At 70.9% G+C, this 15486-nt stretch carries 12 protein-coding genes; 8 read left to right on the top strand and 4 right to left on the bottom strand.

Annotated elements, in window-relative coordinates:
* Positions 1 to 77: 77 nt before the first annotated feature.
* The 4 genes from ACTU3I_RS12445 (at position 78) to ACTU3I_RS12430 (ending at position 6044) form a co-directional block, all read left to right on the top strand.
* Positions 78 to 1631: an AlkA N-terminal domain-containing protein gene (locus tag ACTU3I_RS12445; RefSeq protein ID WP_442926009.1), complete on the top strand. Its 1554-nt coding sequence runs from the start codon at positions 78 to 80 to the stop codon at positions 1629 to 1631.
* Positions 1628 to 2119, top strand: a complete 492-nt coding sequence (locus tag ACTU3I_RS12440; RefSeq protein ID WP_442926008.1) for a methylated-DNA--[protein]-cysteine S-methyltransferase — start codon at positions 1628 to 1630, stop codon at positions 2117 to 2119. The genes ACTU3I_RS12445 and ACTU3I_RS12440 overlap by 4 nt, the downstream gene beginning before the upstream one ends.
* Positions 2120 to 2391: 272 nt before the next feature.
* Positions 2392 to 4233 carry an ABC transporter ATP-binding protein gene (locus tag ACTU3I_RS12435; protein ID WP_442926007.1) on the top strand — a complete coding sequence of 614 codons (1842 nt, stop codon included), beginning with the start codon at positions 2392 to 2394 and terminating at the stop codon, positions 4231 to 4233.
* Complete coding sequence (locus tag ACTU3I_RS12430; protein WP_442926006.1) at positions 4230 to 6044, top strand: ABC transporter ATP-binding protein; 1815 nt, start codon at positions 4230 to 4232, stop codon at positions 6042 to 6044. The genes ACTU3I_RS12435 and ACTU3I_RS12430 overlap by 4 nt, the downstream gene beginning before the upstream one ends.
* Before the next feature lie 84 nt (positions 6045 to 6128).
* Here the strand turns inward: ACTU3I_RS12430 and ACTU3I_RS12425 are convergent, their stop codons facing one another.
* Both ACTU3I_RS12425 and ACTU3I_RS12420 read right to left on the bottom strand, forming a co-directional pair.
* Positions 6129 to 6983: an endonuclease domain-containing protein gene (locus ACTU3I_RS12425; protein ID WP_442926005.1), complete on the bottom strand. Its 855-nt coding sequence runs from the start codon at positions 6981 to 6983 to the stop codon at positions 6129 to 6131.
* A 207-nt stretch (positions 6984 to 7190) separates the two neighbouring features.
* Positions 7191 to 7643, bottom strand: coding sequence for a GNAT family N-acetyltransferase (locus ACTU3I_RS12420; protein WP_442926004.1), 453 nt, complete (start codon positions 7641 to 7643; stop codon positions 7191 to 7193).
* Positions 7644 to 7781: 138 nt separating this feature from the next.
* Between ACTU3I_RS12420 and ACTU3I_RS12415 the strand changes: the two genes are divergently transcribed.
* Positions 7782 to 10001, top strand: a complete 2220-nt coding sequence (locus ACTU3I_RS12415; protein ID WP_442926003.1) for an NADP-dependent isocitrate dehydrogenase — start codon at positions 7782 to 7784, stop codon at positions 9999 to 10001.
* Between the two features lie 125 nt (positions 10002 to 10126).
* Here ACTU3I_RS12415 and ACTU3I_RS12410 read toward each other — a convergent pair whose 3' ends face one another.
* Positions 10127 to 11095 (bottom strand): acetylxylan esterase, encoded by a 969-nt coding sequence (locus ACTU3I_RS12410; RefSeq protein ID WP_442926002.1) that lies wholly within the window; start codon positions 11093 to 11095, stop codon positions 10127 to 10129.
* A gap of 131 nt (positions 11096 to 11226) precedes the next feature.
* On the opposite strand from ACTU3I_RS12410, the gene ACTU3I_RS12405 reads away from it, so the two are divergent.
* Positions 11227 to 11409: a hypothetical protein gene (locus ACTU3I_RS12405; RefSeq protein ID WP_442926001.1), complete on the top strand. Its 183-nt coding sequence runs from the start codon at positions 11227 to 11229 to the stop codon at positions 11407 to 11409.
* Here ACTU3I_RS12405 and ACTU3I_RS12400 read toward each other — a convergent pair.
* Positions 11403 to 12848, bottom strand: a complete 1446-nt coding sequence (locus tag ACTU3I_RS12400; RefSeq protein ID WP_442926000.1) for a L,D-transpeptidase family protein — start codon at positions 12846 to 12848, stop codon at positions 11403 to 11405. The genes ACTU3I_RS12405 and ACTU3I_RS12400 overlap by 7 nt on opposite strands.
* Before the next feature lie 133 nt (positions 12849 to 12981).
* Here ACTU3I_RS12400 and ACTU3I_RS12395 point away from each other — a divergent pair, with 133 nt between their 5' ends.
* Positions 12982 to 14139 carry an ROK family transcriptional regulator gene (locus ACTU3I_RS12395; protein ID WP_442925999.1) on the top strand — a complete coding sequence of 386 codons (1158 nt, stop codon included), beginning with the start codon at positions 12982 to 12984 and terminating at the stop codon, positions 14137 to 14139.
* A 73-nt stretch (positions 14140 to 14212) separates the two neighbouring features.
* Positions 14213 to 15451 (top strand): extracellular solute-binding protein, encoded by a 1239-nt coding sequence (locus tag ACTU3I_RS12390; RefSeq protein WP_442925998.1) that lies wholly within the window; start codon positions 14213 to 14215, stop codon positions 15449 to 15451.
* Positions 15452 to 15486 lie beyond the last annotated feature (35 nt).

The following is a 15486-nucleotide window of genomic DNA, read 5'->3' as shown; positions in this document are numbered from 1 at the left end:
CGAGGCTGCGGATCGCGCGGCACCCCCGTGTCCGAAAACCGCCAGTGGCCGCGCGGCGGGGGTGGCAGGCTAGAGGCATGAGCCCGGGGATGACGTTCGACGAGCGGTACCGCGTCATCTCGTCGCGCGACCGCCGCTTCGACGGGCAGTTCGTCACGGCTGTCCGCTCCACCGGCATCTACTGCCGCCCCAGCTGCCCCGCCCGCACGCCGAAGGCGGCGAACGTGTCGTTCTTCGCCACCTCCGCCGCGGCGCACGAGGCGGGCTACCGCGCGTGCAAGCGGTGTCTCCCCGAGGCCGCGCCCGGGTCGCCGGAGTGGAACATCCGCGGCGACGTCACCGCACGGGCGATGCGGCTCATCGCCGACGGCGTGGTCGACCGCGAGGGGGTCCCCGGTCTCGCGCGCCGGCTCGGCTACTCGCCGCGCCACCTCACCCGGCTCCTCACGGCCGAGCTCGGCGCCGGTCCTCTCGCCCTCAGCCGGGCGCACCGTGCGCACACGGCGCGGATGCTGCTGGTCGGCACCGATCTGCCAGCATCCGAGGTCGCCTTCGCCGCCGGGTTCTCCAGCATCCGCCAGTTCACCGAGACGATCGGCGAGGTCTTCGGCATGCCGCCGCTGCAACTGCGGGCACGGCGGCGCAGCGGCGAAGTCGTCGCCGGAGCGATCGACCTCGTGCTGCCGCACCGCGGCCCGCTCGACGCACCGGGCCTGTTCGCCTGGATGGCGGCACGGGCGATCCCGGGGGTCGAGACCGCGGATGCCACGCACTTCGCCCGTGCGCTGCAGCTTCCCGGCGGACCCGGCTGGTTCGCACTGCGCGTCGACGCCACCGGACGCGTCCGGATGCGCGCCCGCGTCGCGACTCCCGCCGACCTCTCCGCCCTCGTCACCCGCGCGCGGCGTCTGTTCGACCTCGACGCGGATCCCCTCGCGATCGATGAGGCGCTGGCGAGCCACCCCGAGGTCGCGCCGCTGGTCGCCGCGACTCCCGGCATCCGCGTGCCCGGTGCGGCCGACCCGCACGAGATGCTCGTCCGTGCGATGGTCGGGCAGCAGATCACGGTCGCCGCGGCGCGGACGGCGCTCACCGGCCTCGCGGCCGCGCTCGGCGAGCGGGTACCGGAGATCGAGGGCACCTCCCTGCTGTTCCCGTCCATGGCCGCGATCGCCGAGCACGGCGCCGACGTGCTGCGCGGTCCGGCCGCGCGCATCCGGGCTCTCACGGGCGCCGCCGCGGCGCTGGCATCCGGCGAGCTGACGCTCACGACCGGAGACGACCGGGTCGCACAGCGAGAGCGGCTGCTCGCCCTCCCCGGCGTCGGACCGTGGACGGCCGACTACGTGCGCATGCGCGTGCTCGCCGACCCCGACGTGCTGCTCCCGGGCGACGTCGCCGCGCGGGCCGGGGCTGCAGCGGCGGGCATTCCGGGCACCCCGAGCGGGCTCCCCGCGTGGGCCGTGCGCGCGGCGCCGTGGCGAAGCTACCTCATGGCGCACCTCTGGAAGGCGGCGCCGGTGCGCGTTCGTACGACGCGCGCCCGTCGAGCCGCTGCATCCGTTCCTTCCGACACCATCCGCCCCCGCGATCGTGCAGGCGTCGCCCGAACCCAGGAGGTCCCCGCATGAGCGCGATCCTTCAGACGATCGACACCCCCGACGGCCCGTTCACGATCCTGGCCGACGGCGATGGGGCCGTGCTCTCCTCCGGATGGACGAGTGACCCGGCCGCCATTCTCGCGCGCATCCCCGCGGCCTCCCGACCCGGCGACATCGGGGAGGGGGAGACGGATGCGGCCTCCGCCGCCGAGGCGTACTACGACGGCGACATCGCCGCGATCGATCGCGTCGTGGTGCGGCAGTTCGGAACACCGCTGCAGCGCACCGGCTGGGAAGCCCTCCGCCGCATCCGCCCGGGCGAGCCGCTCACCTACACCGGCTTCGCCGCCGCGCTCGGACAACCCTCGGCCGTCCGCGCAGCCGCCTCGATCTGCGCGCGCAACGCGCCGGCGTTGTTCGTGCCGTGCCACCGCGTGCTCCGCACCGACGGCACGCTCGGCGGATTCGCGTGGGGCCTCGATGTGAAGCGGAGCCTGCTCGCGCGCGAGATCGCGTGAGCAGTTGCCAATCAGCAAACACTCAGATTAGGCTGGAGGGCTGTCGCGTCACGCGACGCCCCGAACCTGAGGAGGATGCCATGAACACGACTGTTCTCGCTGCACAGCCGGTCTTCGTGCGCATCCCGGCTCGTGGGCGCATGGAGCGGTACACCGCGGCGACGGCATAACACCGCCGCCTTTCACGTTCCCCTCTTTCAGGGACCCGACGGCTCCGCCGTCCTCCCCTCGACGCGCCCGAGACGGCGCTCTGCTCCAACCCTCCGAGGATCATGACTCGCGATTCCCGCTCTCCGTCCACCCTTCGCGCGCTCGCGCGGCTCCTGCCCTTCGCTCGTCCGGTGATGGGTCGCCTCATCCTGGGCGCGGCCAGCGCGCTCGTCGCGAGCCTGCTGGCCCTCGGCATCCCGCTCATCCTCGAGGTCATCGTCGGAGAGAACGGGCCGATCGCCGCCGGTGACCCGGGCCTGGTCGCCCTCGGTGCGCTCGCCGTGCTCGTCCTGGGCCTGCTCGAAGCGCTCATGGTGTGGGCGCGCCGCTGGTTCGTCCTCTCCCCGGCGACGAAGGTCGAGTTCGATCTGCGCTCGCAGTTCTACTCGCGTCTTCAGCGCCTTCCCGTGGCCTTCCACGACCGGTGGCAGTCGGGTCAGCTCCTCAGCCGCATGATGCAGGACATCGGCCTCATCCGCCGCTGGCTCGCGTTCGGCCTCATCCTGCTGCTGGTGAATCTCCTCACGATCGTGGCGGGGTCGGCCATCCTCTTCACGTGGCACTGGGTGCTCGGCGTGGTCTTCGTCGTCTGCTCGGCGCCGCTGTGGATCGCCGGCTACCTCTTCGAGAAGCGCTACGGGATGCTGTCGCGTCAGAGCCAGGATCAGGCCGGCGACCTTGCGACCTCCGTGGAGGAGAGCGTCCACGGCATCCGCGTGCTCAAGGCCTTCGGCCGGGGAAAGCACGCGCTGCGGAAGTTCTCCCGGCAGGCCGAGACGCTGCGGGAGACCGAGCTCGCCAAGGCCCGCGCGGTCGGCTGGATCTGGTTCTGGCTCGTGCTCCTCCCCGATATCGCCTTCGCGCTGTGCCTGGGCGCGGGAATCTACCTCGTCGCCCTCGGGCAGCTCGAGGTCGCCCAGCTCATCGCGTTCTTCGCGATGGCGACGATCCTGCGCTGGCCGGTCGAGTCGATCGGCTTCCTGTTCTCGTTCCTCGTCGACGCGCGCACCGCGACCGATCGCCTTTTCGAGGTGTTCGACGAGCAGAACACCATCACCGATCCCGACGAGCCGCGCGTGCTCGGCGAGGCCCGCGGCGAGCTGGCGTTCGAGGGGGCACGGTTCCGGTATCAGGATGCCCCGGCCTCGGCCCGCGACCTTCTCGACGGCATCGACCTGGTGCTCCGTCCCGGTGAGACGATGGCCCTGGTCGGCCTCACCGGCTCGGGCAAGACGACGCTGACCACCCTCCCCGGGCGGCTCTACGACGTCACCGGCGGGCGCGTCACGCTCGACGGCGTCGACGTCCGCGACCTCGCGCTGAGCGAGCTCCGTCGTCACGTCGGCATGGCGTTCGAGGACGCGACCCTGTTCTCGGCCACCGTGCGGGAGAACGTGCTGCTCGGCCGTGAAGACCTCGAGCCCGGGTCTCCCGAGGCCGAGGAGGTGCTTCACGAGGCACTCCAGGTCGCGCAGGCCGGTTTCGCCTTCGAGCTGCCGAAGGGACTCGACACCGTGATCGGCGAGGAGGGGCTCAGCCTCTCGGGCGGCCAGCGCCAGCGGCTCGCCCTCGCCCGTGCGGTGGCGGCGCGCCCGGCCGTGCTCGTCCTGGACGACCCGCTGTCGGCTCTCGACGTCGACACCGAGGCCCTCGTCGAAGAGGCACTCCGCAGGGTGCTCGCCGACACCACGGCGCTCGTCGTCGCGCATCGGCCCTCGACGGTGACCCTCGCCGACCGGGTGGCGCTCCTCCAGGGCGGCCGCATCACCGCCGTCGGCACGCACTCGGAGCTGCTGCGCACGAACGACCACTACCGGCACGTCATCTCCAGCCTCGAGGCCGAGGAGATCCGCCGTGCGCAAGAACCCGGGCGCGCCGAGAGCGAGAAGGAGGTGGCCCGATGAGCAGCACCGTCACCGGAACCAGCGGCGAAGACCGCTCCGACTACACGCGCGAAGAGAGCCGCGTCATCCGTCGCCGCTCGCTCCGCCTCCTCGGCTCACTCGTGTCGCCGCTGCGCTGGCAGCTCGTGCTCGCCGCCGTCGTCCTCGTCATCTCGACCGCGCTGCGTGTGGCCGGCCCTGCCCTCGTCGGCTGGGGGATCGCCAACGCGCTGCCGGCCGTCGTCGACCGCCTCGATTGGATGCCGACGATCCTCGTCGTCGTGGTCTACCTCGTCTCCGGAGCCGGCGGGGCGGCGCTCATCGGCTGGTACGCGGTCGTCGCGGCACGGCTCACGCAGGCGATCATGCTGGACCTGCGCAAGCGCATCTTCCTGCACACGCAGCGGCTGAGCCTGGAGTTCCACGAGTCGTACACGTCGGGGCGCATCATCTCGCGCCAGACCAGCGACCTGGACACCATCCGGGAGCTCCTGGACGGCGGGCTCAACGAGCTGGTCTCGGGGCTGCTGTTCGGCGGGTTCACGCTTCTCGCGCTGCTGCTGCTGGACTGGCAGTCGGGCGTCATCCTGTTCGTCATGGCCATTCCGCTGTTCTTCCTGATGCGCTGGTTCTACCTGCGCTCCCAGGTGGTTTATCGCGAATCCCGCGTCATCAGCGCGCAGGTGATCGTCAAGTTCGTCGAGACGATGACCGGCATCCGTGCGGTGAAGGCCTTCCGCAAGGAGCCGCGCAACGACGAGGAGTTCGGGAAGCTCGCTCGCGACTACCGCGACGTCAACATGCGCTCCATCCGGCTGTTCGGCACGTTCGAACCGGGCCTCATGGCAGTGGCATCCCTCGCCCTCGCCCTCGTGGTGGTGTGGGGTGGGCTGCGCGTGCTCGACGGCGCCCTCTCGCTCGGGTTCCTCTTGTCGGCGGTGCTGTACGTGCGGAACTTCTTCGCGCCGATGCAGGAGGTGGCGTTCTTCCTGAACTCGTATCAGTCGGCCACCGCGGCGCTCGAGAAGGTGTCGGGCGTGCTGGAGGAGCGGCCGACCGTGCCCGACCCCACGAAGCCGATCGATCTCTGGCACGCGCGCGGACATCTGCGGTTCGAAGACGTCGAGTTCGCGTACACGGAGGACCGGGTCATCCTGCCCGACTTCTCCCTCGACATCCCGGCCGGGCAGACGATCGCGCTCGTGGGGACCACGGGGGCCGGCAAGTCCACGCTCGCCAAGCTCGTCGCGCGGTTCTACGACCCGTCGTCGGGGCGCGTCACGCTCGACGGCGTGGACCTCCGGGCCCTGCATCCGAAAGACCTCCGCCGCGCGATCGTCATGGTGACGCAGGAGGCGTACCTGTTCTCGGGGACCGTCGCCGACAACATCGCGCTCGGAAAGCCCGACGCGACGCTCGACGAGATCAAGGGCGCGGCCCGCGCGGTCGGGGCGCACGAGTTCATCGAGGAGCTGCCCGACGGGTACGGCACCGATGTGAACAAGCGCGGCGGGCGTGTCTCGGCCGGGCAGCGGCAGCTCATCTCGTTCGCGCGGGCGTTCCTCGCCGATCCGGCGGTGCTGATCCTCGACGAGGCCACGGCCTCGCTCGACATCCCCAGCGAGCGGCTGATCCAGGAGGCGCTGCAGACGCTCCTGGCGGACCGCACCGCCATCATCATCGCCCACCGCCTCTCGACGGTCGCGATCGCCGACCGCGTGCTCGTCATGGAGCAGGGCCGCATCATCGAGGACGACGCCCCCGACACGCTCATCGCCGGCACAGGCCGCTTCGCGCAGCTCCACGCCTCCTGGCGCGAGTCCCTGGTCTGACCGTCACTCGTCGTCGGACGATCGGCCTGTCGTCGGAGGATCTCGGCGCGATCCTCCGACGACGGGCGGATGCTCCGACGACGGCTACGCCGCGAGGTGCGCGCCGGCCGCCATGGCGCGGGAGATGACGCGGGCGACGGCGGGCCAGTCGTGGATCACCTGCGCATAGGTGAAGCGCAGCACCGTATAGCCGCGCAGCCGCAGCTCGGCGTCGTGCGCGACGTCGCGCGTGCGATCAGACGATGACGAGTGGTGAGCGTACCCGTCGACCTGGGCGACGAGGCGTTCCCCGATGAGCACGTCGACGAGATGCCCGGCGATCCGCACCTGAAGCCGAAAGGGCACGCCCCACGGGCGCAGGCGGTAGACGAAGTACGACTCCAGGCCGGAGTCCACGAGCCCGGTGACGTGCTCGGCGCACCATGCGGCGGCCTGCGTGTTCCAGCGGACCGCTCGGAGGGCGAGCGGGCTCAGCCCCTCCCGCCGGGAGGCCGACTCCCACACGGCCAGGGCTTCGGGCCGGGAGAGGCACAGCGCGATGTGGCCGAGCGCGTCCTCCACCGATTCGCAGAGGTCGTACCTCGAGACCGGGGCCACCGGCTTGCTCCAGTGCGCGACCCCGTCGAACTCCTCGCCGAGGCCGTCCGACCGCGCTCCCGGCAGCAACGACAGGTGCAACCGCCGGTCCATCCCCTCCGGCTGCCACCATCCCCGCCGTCGCGCGATGGTCACGCACGCGAGGCGCCCGCCCGATCGCACGGCTGCGACCGCGTCGGCGGGTGCGGTGTTCAGGACCAGCCACCAGCGGCGCACCCGCTCGATCCGCGACCCGCGCCGGGTCGCGCGCTGCAACCACCCCGGCGAGAACCCGGCGTCGAGAGCCTCCGCGCGGTGGGCGATGCCCCCGCGTGCCGCCAACCACTCCTCGAGCCCATTCATCCGCCCACTCTGCGACGCTCCGCACGCCGGACGCGGCCATCCGCGGGCGTTCGGTGGATGATCACAGGCCGCGCCGGCTTGGGAAGGAGGAGTGGGTCACGGCCTCCGCCCCGGCCATCGCCGGAGAATGGGCCCACCGTCGGAGGATTGCGGCCGGATCGTCCGACGACGGGGTGATTCTCCGACGACGGGCGGCCGCGGTGAGGGCTAGAGGCGGATCTCGGCGATGACCTCGCCGTACTCGGTCTCGCCGACCGGCGTGAAGCCGACCGCGAGGAAGAACGCCTCCGGCCCCTCTTCGCCCGGCTCGTAGATGACGTCGACGTGGTCCATGCCGCGCTCGCGCGCTTCGGCCAGCAGGCTCTCCAGCGCGAAGCGGCCGATACCTCGGCCCTGGTCATCGGCGTCGACGTTGATGCGCCACAGCACCGAGCGGAAGTGCTCCTGCGGGGCATCCGGATCGAAGTTGGCGCTGACGAACCCGACGACCTCATCGTCGGCGAGGATGACCCGCTGCCACGTGGTCTGCGGATTCACCACGGTCGCGGCGATCCCGTAGCTCAGCGGAGCGAGGAACTGCTCCTGCCCGGGCTTGAGCGACAGCGTGTTCACGGCGACGATCGTCGCGGCGGACAGTTCGACGAGGCGGAGGGCGGCCATGAGCACAGGCTAGCCGGGATGCGGCGACGACGGGAGGCTGGTTACGCAGCGCGGCGAAGGTATCTCGACGTCAAGACAATTCGCCGCGTGCGATAGGCTGAATCCACCCCCCACCGCCTTTTTCCGGAGAGTACTGACGTGTCTGAAGCGACCATCATCTACACCCACACCGACGAGGCGCCGGCCCTGGCCACCGCGTCATTTCTGCCGATCGTGCAGGCGGTCACCCGGCAGGCGGGGGTGGAGGTCGAAACGCGCGACATCTCGCTCGCGGGACGCGTGCTCGCGGCCTTTCCGCAGAAGCTGACCCCCGAGCAGCAGGTGGGTGATGCGCTGGCGGAGCTCGGCGGGCTCGCGACCCTGCCCGAGGCGAACATCATCAAGCTGCCGAACATCTCGGCGTCGATCCCGCAGCTCAAGGGCGCGATCGCGGAGCTGCAGAGCCAGGGCTACGACATCCCGGACTACCCCGACGAGCCGTCCTCGCTCGAGGAGAAGGACATCCGGGCCCGTTACGACCGCATCAAGGGGTCGGCCGTCAACCCGGTGCTCCGCGAGGGCAACAGCGACCGGCGCGCGCCGCTGTCGGTGAAGAACTACGCCCGCAAGCACCCGCACCGCAACAAGGCCTTCCCCGCCGGATCGAAGACGCGCGTCGCGACGATGGGCCACGACGACTTCAAGAGCAACGAGAAGTCGTGGGTGGCGGCGCATGACGACGTCCTCACGATCCAGCACGTCGCGGCGGATGGGTCGGTCACGGTCCTCAAGCAGGGTCTCAAGGTGCTCCCGCGCGAGATCATCGACGCCACCTTCCTGTCGGCGAAGGCTCTCGACGCCTTCCTCGCCGAGACGATCGCCGAAGCCCGGAAGAACGACGTGCTGTACTCCGTGCACCTCAAGGCGACGATGATGAAGGTCAGCGACCCGATCATCTTCGGCCACGTCGTACGTGCGTTCTTCGCCGAGATCTTCGACACCTACGGCGAGAAGCTCGCCGAGGCCGGTCTGACGGGGAACGACGGCCTCGGCGCCATCCTCTCCGGACTCTCCGAGATCGAGGGCGGGGCCGAGATCGCCGCCGCGTTCGAGCAAGGGATCCACAACGGTCCCCGCCTGTCGTACGTCAACTCCGACAAGGGCATCACCAACCTGCACGTCCCCTCCGACGTCATCGTGGACGCCTCGATGCCGGCGCTCGTGCGCAACGGCGGCAAGCTGTGGGACGCCTCGGGCGCGGAGGACGACACGATCGCGGTCATCCCCGACTCGTCTTACGCCGGCGTGTACCAGGCGGTTCTCGACGACGTGAACGCGAACGGCCCGCTCGATCCCGCCATCATCGGCACGGTGCCAAACGTCGGTCTCATGGCGCAGGCGGCCGAGGAGTACGGCAGCCACGACAAGACCTTCGAGGTCCCGAGCGACGGCGTCGTGCAGATCGTCGACGGTGCCGGCGAGGTGCTGCTGCAGCACGAGGTCGAGACCGGTGACATCTGGCGTGCGACCCAGACCAAGCACATCCCGATCGTGGACTGGGTGAAGCTCGCCGTCACGCGCGCCCGCGCCACCGGCGTCCCGGCGGTGTTCTGGCTCGACCTGAACCGCGCGCACGACGCGCAGCTCATCGCCAAGGTGCACCAGGCGCTCGCCGGCGTCGACACCAAGGGCGTCGAGATCGTCATCCTGCCCCCGACCGAGGCCACGAAGTACACTCTCGCGCGCATGCGCAAGGGCCAGGACACCATCTCGGTGACCGGCAACGTGCTGCGCGACTACCTCACCGACCTCTTCCCGATCCTCGAGGTCGGCACGAGCGCCAAGATGCTCTCGATCGTCCCGCTGCTGGCCGGCGGCGGCCTGTTCGAGACGGGCGCCGGTGGGTCGGCGCCCAAGCACGTGCAGCAGCTCCTGGCCGAGGACTACCTGCGCTGGGACTCGCTGGGCGAGTTCTTCGCGCTCGCCGCCTCGCTCGAGCACCTGTCGGAGTTCGCCGGCAACCCGAAGGCTCAGGTCCTCGCCGACACGCTGGACGCGGCGACGGGAACGTTCCTCGAGAACGACAAGTCGCCCGGGCGGGCGCTGGGCACCATTGACAACCGGGGCAGCCACTTCTACCTCGCGCTCTACTGGGCGCAGGAGCTCGCGCGGCAGACGGCAGACGCCGAGCTCGCCGCGGTGTTCGCGCCCGTCGCCGAGGCGCTCGCGGCGCAGGAGCAGACGATCGTGGAGGAGCTCGCCGCCGTGCAGGGTTCCCCAGTCGACATCGGCGGGTACTACCACCCGGATGCCGAGAAGGTTACGGCCGTGATGCGTCCGTCGGCGACGCTCAACGCCGTGATCGACGGGATCGGCTGACTCTCGTCCTGTCGGTGTCGGAGTCGGGGCGACACAACTCCTCAACTCCGGTTCCGCGGCGGCCCGGGCGGGCCGAAACCGCCCGGATCTGAGGAGTTGTGAACCGAGGGTCCGAGCGGGCGGGGTCAGGCCAGCTGCTCAGCCAGCCACTCGGCCTGACGGGTCAGCTGATACGACTGCCCGCCCTCGTGATCGTTGTGGGGGAAGACGTCGATCTCCCTCGGGCCGGCGTACGCGTGGAACGCGGCGAACACGGTCGACGGCGGGCACGTCAGGTCCATGAGCGCCGTCGAGAACAGCGCCGGGGCATCCGCTCGCCGGGCGAAGTTCACCCCATCGAGGTATGACAGCGTGCGGAACACGCGCTTGTCCGCACCTCGGTGCACGGCGAGGTAGCGGACGACCTCCGCGTACGGGTCGCGGTCGGTCAGCCCGACGGCGCGCTCGAAGTGGCAGAGGAACGGCACATCGGGCATGGCTGCCGCCAGTCCTGGAACGAGGCCGGCGACGGCGAGCGTGATCCCGCCGCCCTGGCTCCCGCCGGTGACGACGATGCGATCCGCGTCGGCACCCGGAAGCGTCCGGGCAGCATCGACCGCGCGGACGCCGTCGGTGAAGACACGGCGGTAGTAGGCGTCGACGGGGTCGTCGATACCGCGGGTCAAGAAGCCGGGGCCGGCCGGTCCCGAACCGTGCGGGTCAGGCGTGTGGCCACCCGACCCCCACCCCGAGCCCTGCCCGCGCGTGTCCATGATGAGGTGCCCGTACCCGGCGGCCGACCAGGCGAGCCGGTCGACGGGCAGGCCGCGCCCGCCGCCGTAGCCGAGGTACTCCACCACGACGGGAAGCGGCTCGGTGCGTCCGGCCGGGCGCAGATACCAGGCCTTCACGGGGTCGCCGGCGAAGCCGGGGAAGGTGACGTCCCATACGTCGACGGTGCGCAGCACGGTGGGCATCGGCCGCAGGAGCGCCTCCGCGCGCACGGCGCGGGCGTCGGCCAGCGTCCGCCGCCAGAAGTCGTCGAAGTCGTCTGGCTCGGCGACCCCGGGCCGGTAATCCTCGAGCTCGTTCAGGGGCAGATCGAAGCGCGGCACTCCGTCACGATAGCGCGGGGCGCGTCGTCGCAGCCGAATCGGATGCGGAGTGCGGCACGCGCGCTCTTGCCGGTTCGCGCGGCGCGCCCGCCTTCTTCGCGGCTGAGCTGACCTCGACGGTGGCGCCATGGGTGCAGTCCGTCGCCGCGGTGCTGCCGACCTCTTCCGCCCGTGCGCTCATCGGCGCGACCGTCACCGCTCCGCCGGGCGACGTGATCGCGACCGGCGCCGGGATAGTGGTGATCGGTGCGACCGCGTGGCTGGCGGTCGTCCTGGCGACGGCGCTCCGGCGGGGAGCGCCGCGTGCTCAGTAGTGGACCGAGACCTGCGTGCCCTTGGGAGCCCAGTCGTAGAGGAACTTGGCCGAGCTGACGGGGAGGTTCACGCATCCGTGGCTCATCTGACGCCCGAAGTTGTTGTGCCAGTACGCGCCGTGGAAACCCTGGTCGCCGTTGAAGTACGCCACCCACGGCACGTTCTCGGTGCAGTACGTCGCGCCCGGGAAGCATCCCATGTCCTGCATCGGCGTCTTCCACCCGATGCGGAAGTTTCCCGCCAGGGTGGGGGAGCTCGCCAGACCGGACGAGGCCGCCCATGACTGCACGACCTGGTCGTTCTCGAACAGGAAGACCCGCTGGCTGCTGAGGTTCACCTCGATGCGGCGGACGAGGGTGGTGGTGGTGAACGGTGTCTCGGTGACCGTCAGCGGGAACGCCGCATTCCCGCCCTCGAGAAGATCGGCGAAGCGGTTGGCGATCCCGTCGGTGCTCTCGAGCGCGCGGCCCGTGACACCGGCTGTCTCCTCGCGGAGCACCTCGCCCGCGGTGTCGGTGACGACGGTGGCGTTCACCGGCGCGCGGTCCACGGCGCCGGCGAGGCCGTCGACGACCGGCTGGATGGCAGCGGGGTCGGCCGAGATGGCGAAGTCGCCGTCCTCGACGGTGACCGTGACCCACGTCGCGGCGACGTCGCGGGCGACGGGCACCGTGCGCTCCTCGCCGATGTAGAAGCCGACGGTATCGAGCATGCCGTTGAGCATCCCCGCGGTCGCGGTCGCCTCATCCGTCGTGGCGGCGGCCTCGACGGGGACGATGCTCGCCTCGATCGTGCGGGTGAGCTCGCCCGACTCGAAGGCACCCTGGAGTGCGCCCTGCACGGTGTCCACGTCGATGCCCTCGCCGGCGACCGCGTCGGTCACGACGAAGGTGGCGGAGGCGGCGTCGAAGGCGACGGCGGCGTCCACCGGATCCACGAACAGGTCTCCCGCAACGGTGCGCAGTGCCTCGATGGCGCGCGTCTCGTCGAGAGCGATGGGCGCCTCGATCTCGCCGGGGAACCAGCTGGACGGGTTCCACAGCGGGTGTGCGGCGAACGCGCTCTCGGCGGCAGCCTGGGCGTCGACGGAGGCTCCCAGGTCAGCGCCGGTGACGCGGAAATCGCCGCCGGGCCCCTCGATCACGAGGGTCGTCTGCGCGAGCCGGGTGCTGATGGCGTCGGCCGCGGCTCCCGCGGTCAGCCCGCCGACCTCCACGCCGGCGACCGCGGTGCCCGGTGCGATGAGGACGAGGGACGCTGCTACGAGCGCCACGGCGGTGGCGCCGGCGGGGATCCCGATCCACAGCGCCGCACGCCGTTTGCGGGGGGCGGCCTCGGGCGTAGCCCAGGCGTAGGAAGGAACGTCGCCGTCACCGGAGGACGTCGCATCGCGTGCGTCGTCCTCCCCGGCGTCGGGTCTCGTCGCGAGATCCGTCATGTCGTGGCACCCCTTCTCGTCTTTACATGGTAAGGGAGCGGCCGCCCTCCTCGGGCAGTCCATCACAACGTTCCGGTCACGGCGCCGGGAAATCCTCTTGCGGATAATTAGTTCGTAAGGTCTACTAACAAACATGACCCCTTCCGGCGCGGTGTCGCCCGCCCGCACGTTCGGAGCCGACCGTGCCCTCCGGCCATCCGCAAAAGTGCTCCCCGAAGAGGCCCGCGCGCACAACCGGGCGCTCGTCCTGCAGACCCTCTATCGCGGCGGCGCGATGAGCCGCGCCGACCTGGCCCGCGAGACAGGGCTCACGCGGGTCACCATCTCCGACCTCGTCGCCTCCCTCATCGCCGAGGGCTTCGTGCTCGAGAAGGGCGTGCGGGAGAGCTCGCGCCCCGGCAAGCCCGCCATCCTCGTCGACGTCGATCGCTCCGGGCACCGCATCATCGGTGTCGACCTGTCAGGGAGTGACTCGTTCCTCGGCGCGGTGCTCACGCTCGACGGCGAGATCGTCGCCCGGCACGACGTTCCGGTCCCCGCGCGAAACGACGACGTCGTGGGCGTGGTCGCCGACCTCGTGCGAACCCTGGTGGCAACGTCCTCCGCGCCGGTCCTCGGCGTCGGGGTCGGCACCCCGGGTGTCGTGGATGACGCCGGCGTCGTGCTCACCGCGCCGAATTTCGGATGGGAGCGCTTCGATCTCGAGGGCATCCTGTCGCAGGAGCTCGGCCTCCCCGTCCTCGTGGCGAACGACGCCGACGCCGGGGTGCTGGCGGAGTACACATTCGGCGGCTCCGGCCAGGACATCATGCTCATCAAGGTCGGTCGCGGAGTGGGGTCGGGGCTTCTCGCCGGCGGGCGGCCGATGCGCGGCAGCCGCTTCGCCGCGGGCGAGATCGGACACGTCACGATCGGCACCGACGGCGGCCCGCGATGCGCCTGCGGCAAGGTCGGATGCCTGGAAGCCTGGTTGGCCGTCCCCGCGCTCTCGGCCCGCCTCGACGCCGCCCCCGCCGCCGAGCGCCCGGGCATCCTCCGCGATGCCGGGGAGCGACTCGGCATCGCGCTGGCGCCGATCGTGGGCGCGCTGGACCTGTCGGAGATCGTGCTTTCCGGCCCTCCCGCGCTCCTGGACGGACCGCTCGCGGAATCGGCGGTCCACACGCTGCGCGCGCGGACGTTGGCCGAGTTCTCGGACGGCGTCCAGTTGCGGATGACCGCGCACGGGCAGGACATCGTCCTGCGCGGCGCAGCAGTCATGGTCCTCTCCGGTCGGCTGGGAGTGTCCTGATCCGACCGATCCCGAGGAGCTCTCGCTCCTGTCCCACAGCAGTAATCCCGCACACACAAGTAAGGAAGGCACCATGAACAAGAAGCTCGCTTCCCTCGCGCTCCTCGGCGCGTCGGCGGTGGCGCTGGCCGGCTGTGCCGGCGGCGGCAGTGCCGGCGGAGACGGCGACGGCGCCGAGATCCGCGTCTGGCTGGTCGGCACCGACACCCCGCAGGAGGCCCGCGACTACCTCGTCGAGACCTTCGAAGAGGACAACCCCGGCTCGACCCTCGTCATCGAGGAGCAGACCTGGGACGGCCTCGTCGACAAGCTCACGACGAGCCTGTCCAGTTCCGACAGCCCCGACATCGTGGAGTTCGGCAACACGCAGGCGCCGGCCTTCACCTCGGTGGGGGCGCTCCTGGACATCTCCGACATCTATGAAGACCTCGGCGGGGACGACCTGCTGCCGGGCTTCGTCGAGGCGGGATCGTACGACGGCGCGTTCTACGCGCCGCCGCTGTACTCAGGGGCTCGTGTCGTCTTCGCCGACCCGGCGTTCGTGTCGGCGGCTCCCGCGACGCTCGGCGACTACGTGACCCAGGGCAAGGATCTCGCCGCAGCCAACCCCGGCAAGAGCGGCGTCTATTTCGCGGGTCAGGACTGGTACAACGCCCTTCCCTTCATCTGGGAGAACGGCGGCGAGATCGCCGTGCAGGACGGGGAGGAGTGGGACGCGCAGTTCTCCTCGTCCGAGTCCCTCGCCGGTCTCGCCCAGGTGCAGGACCTCATGACCACGGCATCCCTCGCTCCCAAGGACGGCGACAACGCCGAGCCGTGGACGCCGTACTGCGAGGGTGCCGCCATCCAGTTCTCCGCGCCGAACTGGGCGCTCGGACTCGCCAGTGCGTGCGAGACCGCCACCCCGCCGGCCGCCCCGTTCGTCTACGCGCTGCCGGGGCTGGACGGCGGCGTGGCGCAGGCGTTCGCGGGCGGGTCGAACATCGGCATCTCCGCGAAGTCCGCTCACCCCGACCTCGCCAAGAGCGCGCTGGAGATCATCCTCAGCGACGAGTTCCAGACGATCTACGGCGAGAACGGCCTCATCCCGGCGAAGCAGTCGCTCGCGTCGACCCTCGGAGACACACCGGAGGCCGAGGCGTTCACCGCCGCGGCAGCCAACGCCAAGCTCACCCCGGCGTCGCCGAACTGGGCCGAGGTCGAGGCGTCCCGTGTGCTCGAGGACTTCTTCGTGCAGGTGGCGCAGGGCGGCGACCTGCCCACGCTCGCGGCGGAGGTCGACGAGAAGATCGAAGCCATCCTCAACGGCTGATCCGTCCTGCGCGAGAGCGGCGTGCCCGCCGCTCT

This window comes from Microbacterium sp. RD1 (assembly GCF_052220165.1).
In the GTDB taxonomy this organism is placed as follows: domain Bacteria; phylum Actinomycetota; class Actinomycetes; order Actinomycetales; family Microbacteriaceae; genus Microbacterium.
The sequence above is the reverse complement of the archived record's forward strand: the minus strand, read 5'-3'. Positions and strand labels throughout refer to the sequence as shown.

Bases quoted from the DNA above. Each gene is read 5' to 3' on its own strand.
- ACTU3I_RS12445 (WP_442926009.1), top strand. From the start codon at position 78: ATGAGCCCGGGGATGACGTTCGACGAGCGGTACCGCGTCATCTCGTCG.
- ACTU3I_RS12440 (WP_442926008.1), top strand. From the start codon at position 1,628: ATGAGCGCGATCCTTCAGACGATCGACACCCCCGACGGCCCGTTCACG.
- ACTU3I_RS12435 (WP_442926007.1), top strand. From the start codon at position 2,392: ATGACTCGCGATTCCCGCTCTCCGTCCACCCTTCGCGCGCTCGCGCGG.
- ACTU3I_RS12430 (WP_442926006.1), top strand. From the start codon at position 4,230: ATGAGCAGCACCGTCACCGGAACCAGCGGCGAAGACCGCTCCGACTAC.
- ACTU3I_RS12425 (WP_442926005.1), bottom strand. From the start codon at position 6,983: ATGAATGGGCTCGAGGAGTGGTTGGCGGCACGCGGGGGCATCGCCCAC.
- ACTU3I_RS12420 (WP_442926004.1), bottom strand. From the start codon at position 7,643: ATGGCCGCCCTCCGCCTCGTCGAACTGTCCGCCGCGACGATCGTCGCC.
- ACTU3I_RS12400 (WP_442926000.1), bottom strand. From the start codon at position 12,848: ATGACGGATCTCGCGACGAGACCCGACGCCGGGGAGGACGACGCACGC.
- ACTU3I_RS12395 (WP_442925999.1), top strand. From the start codon at position 12,982: ATGACCCCTTCCGGCGCGGTGTCGCCCGCCCGCACGTTCGGAGCCGAC.
- ACTU3I_RS12390 (WP_442925998.1), top strand. From the start codon at position 14,213: ATGAACAAGAAGCTCGCTTCCCTCGCGCTCCTCGGCGCGTCGGCGGTG.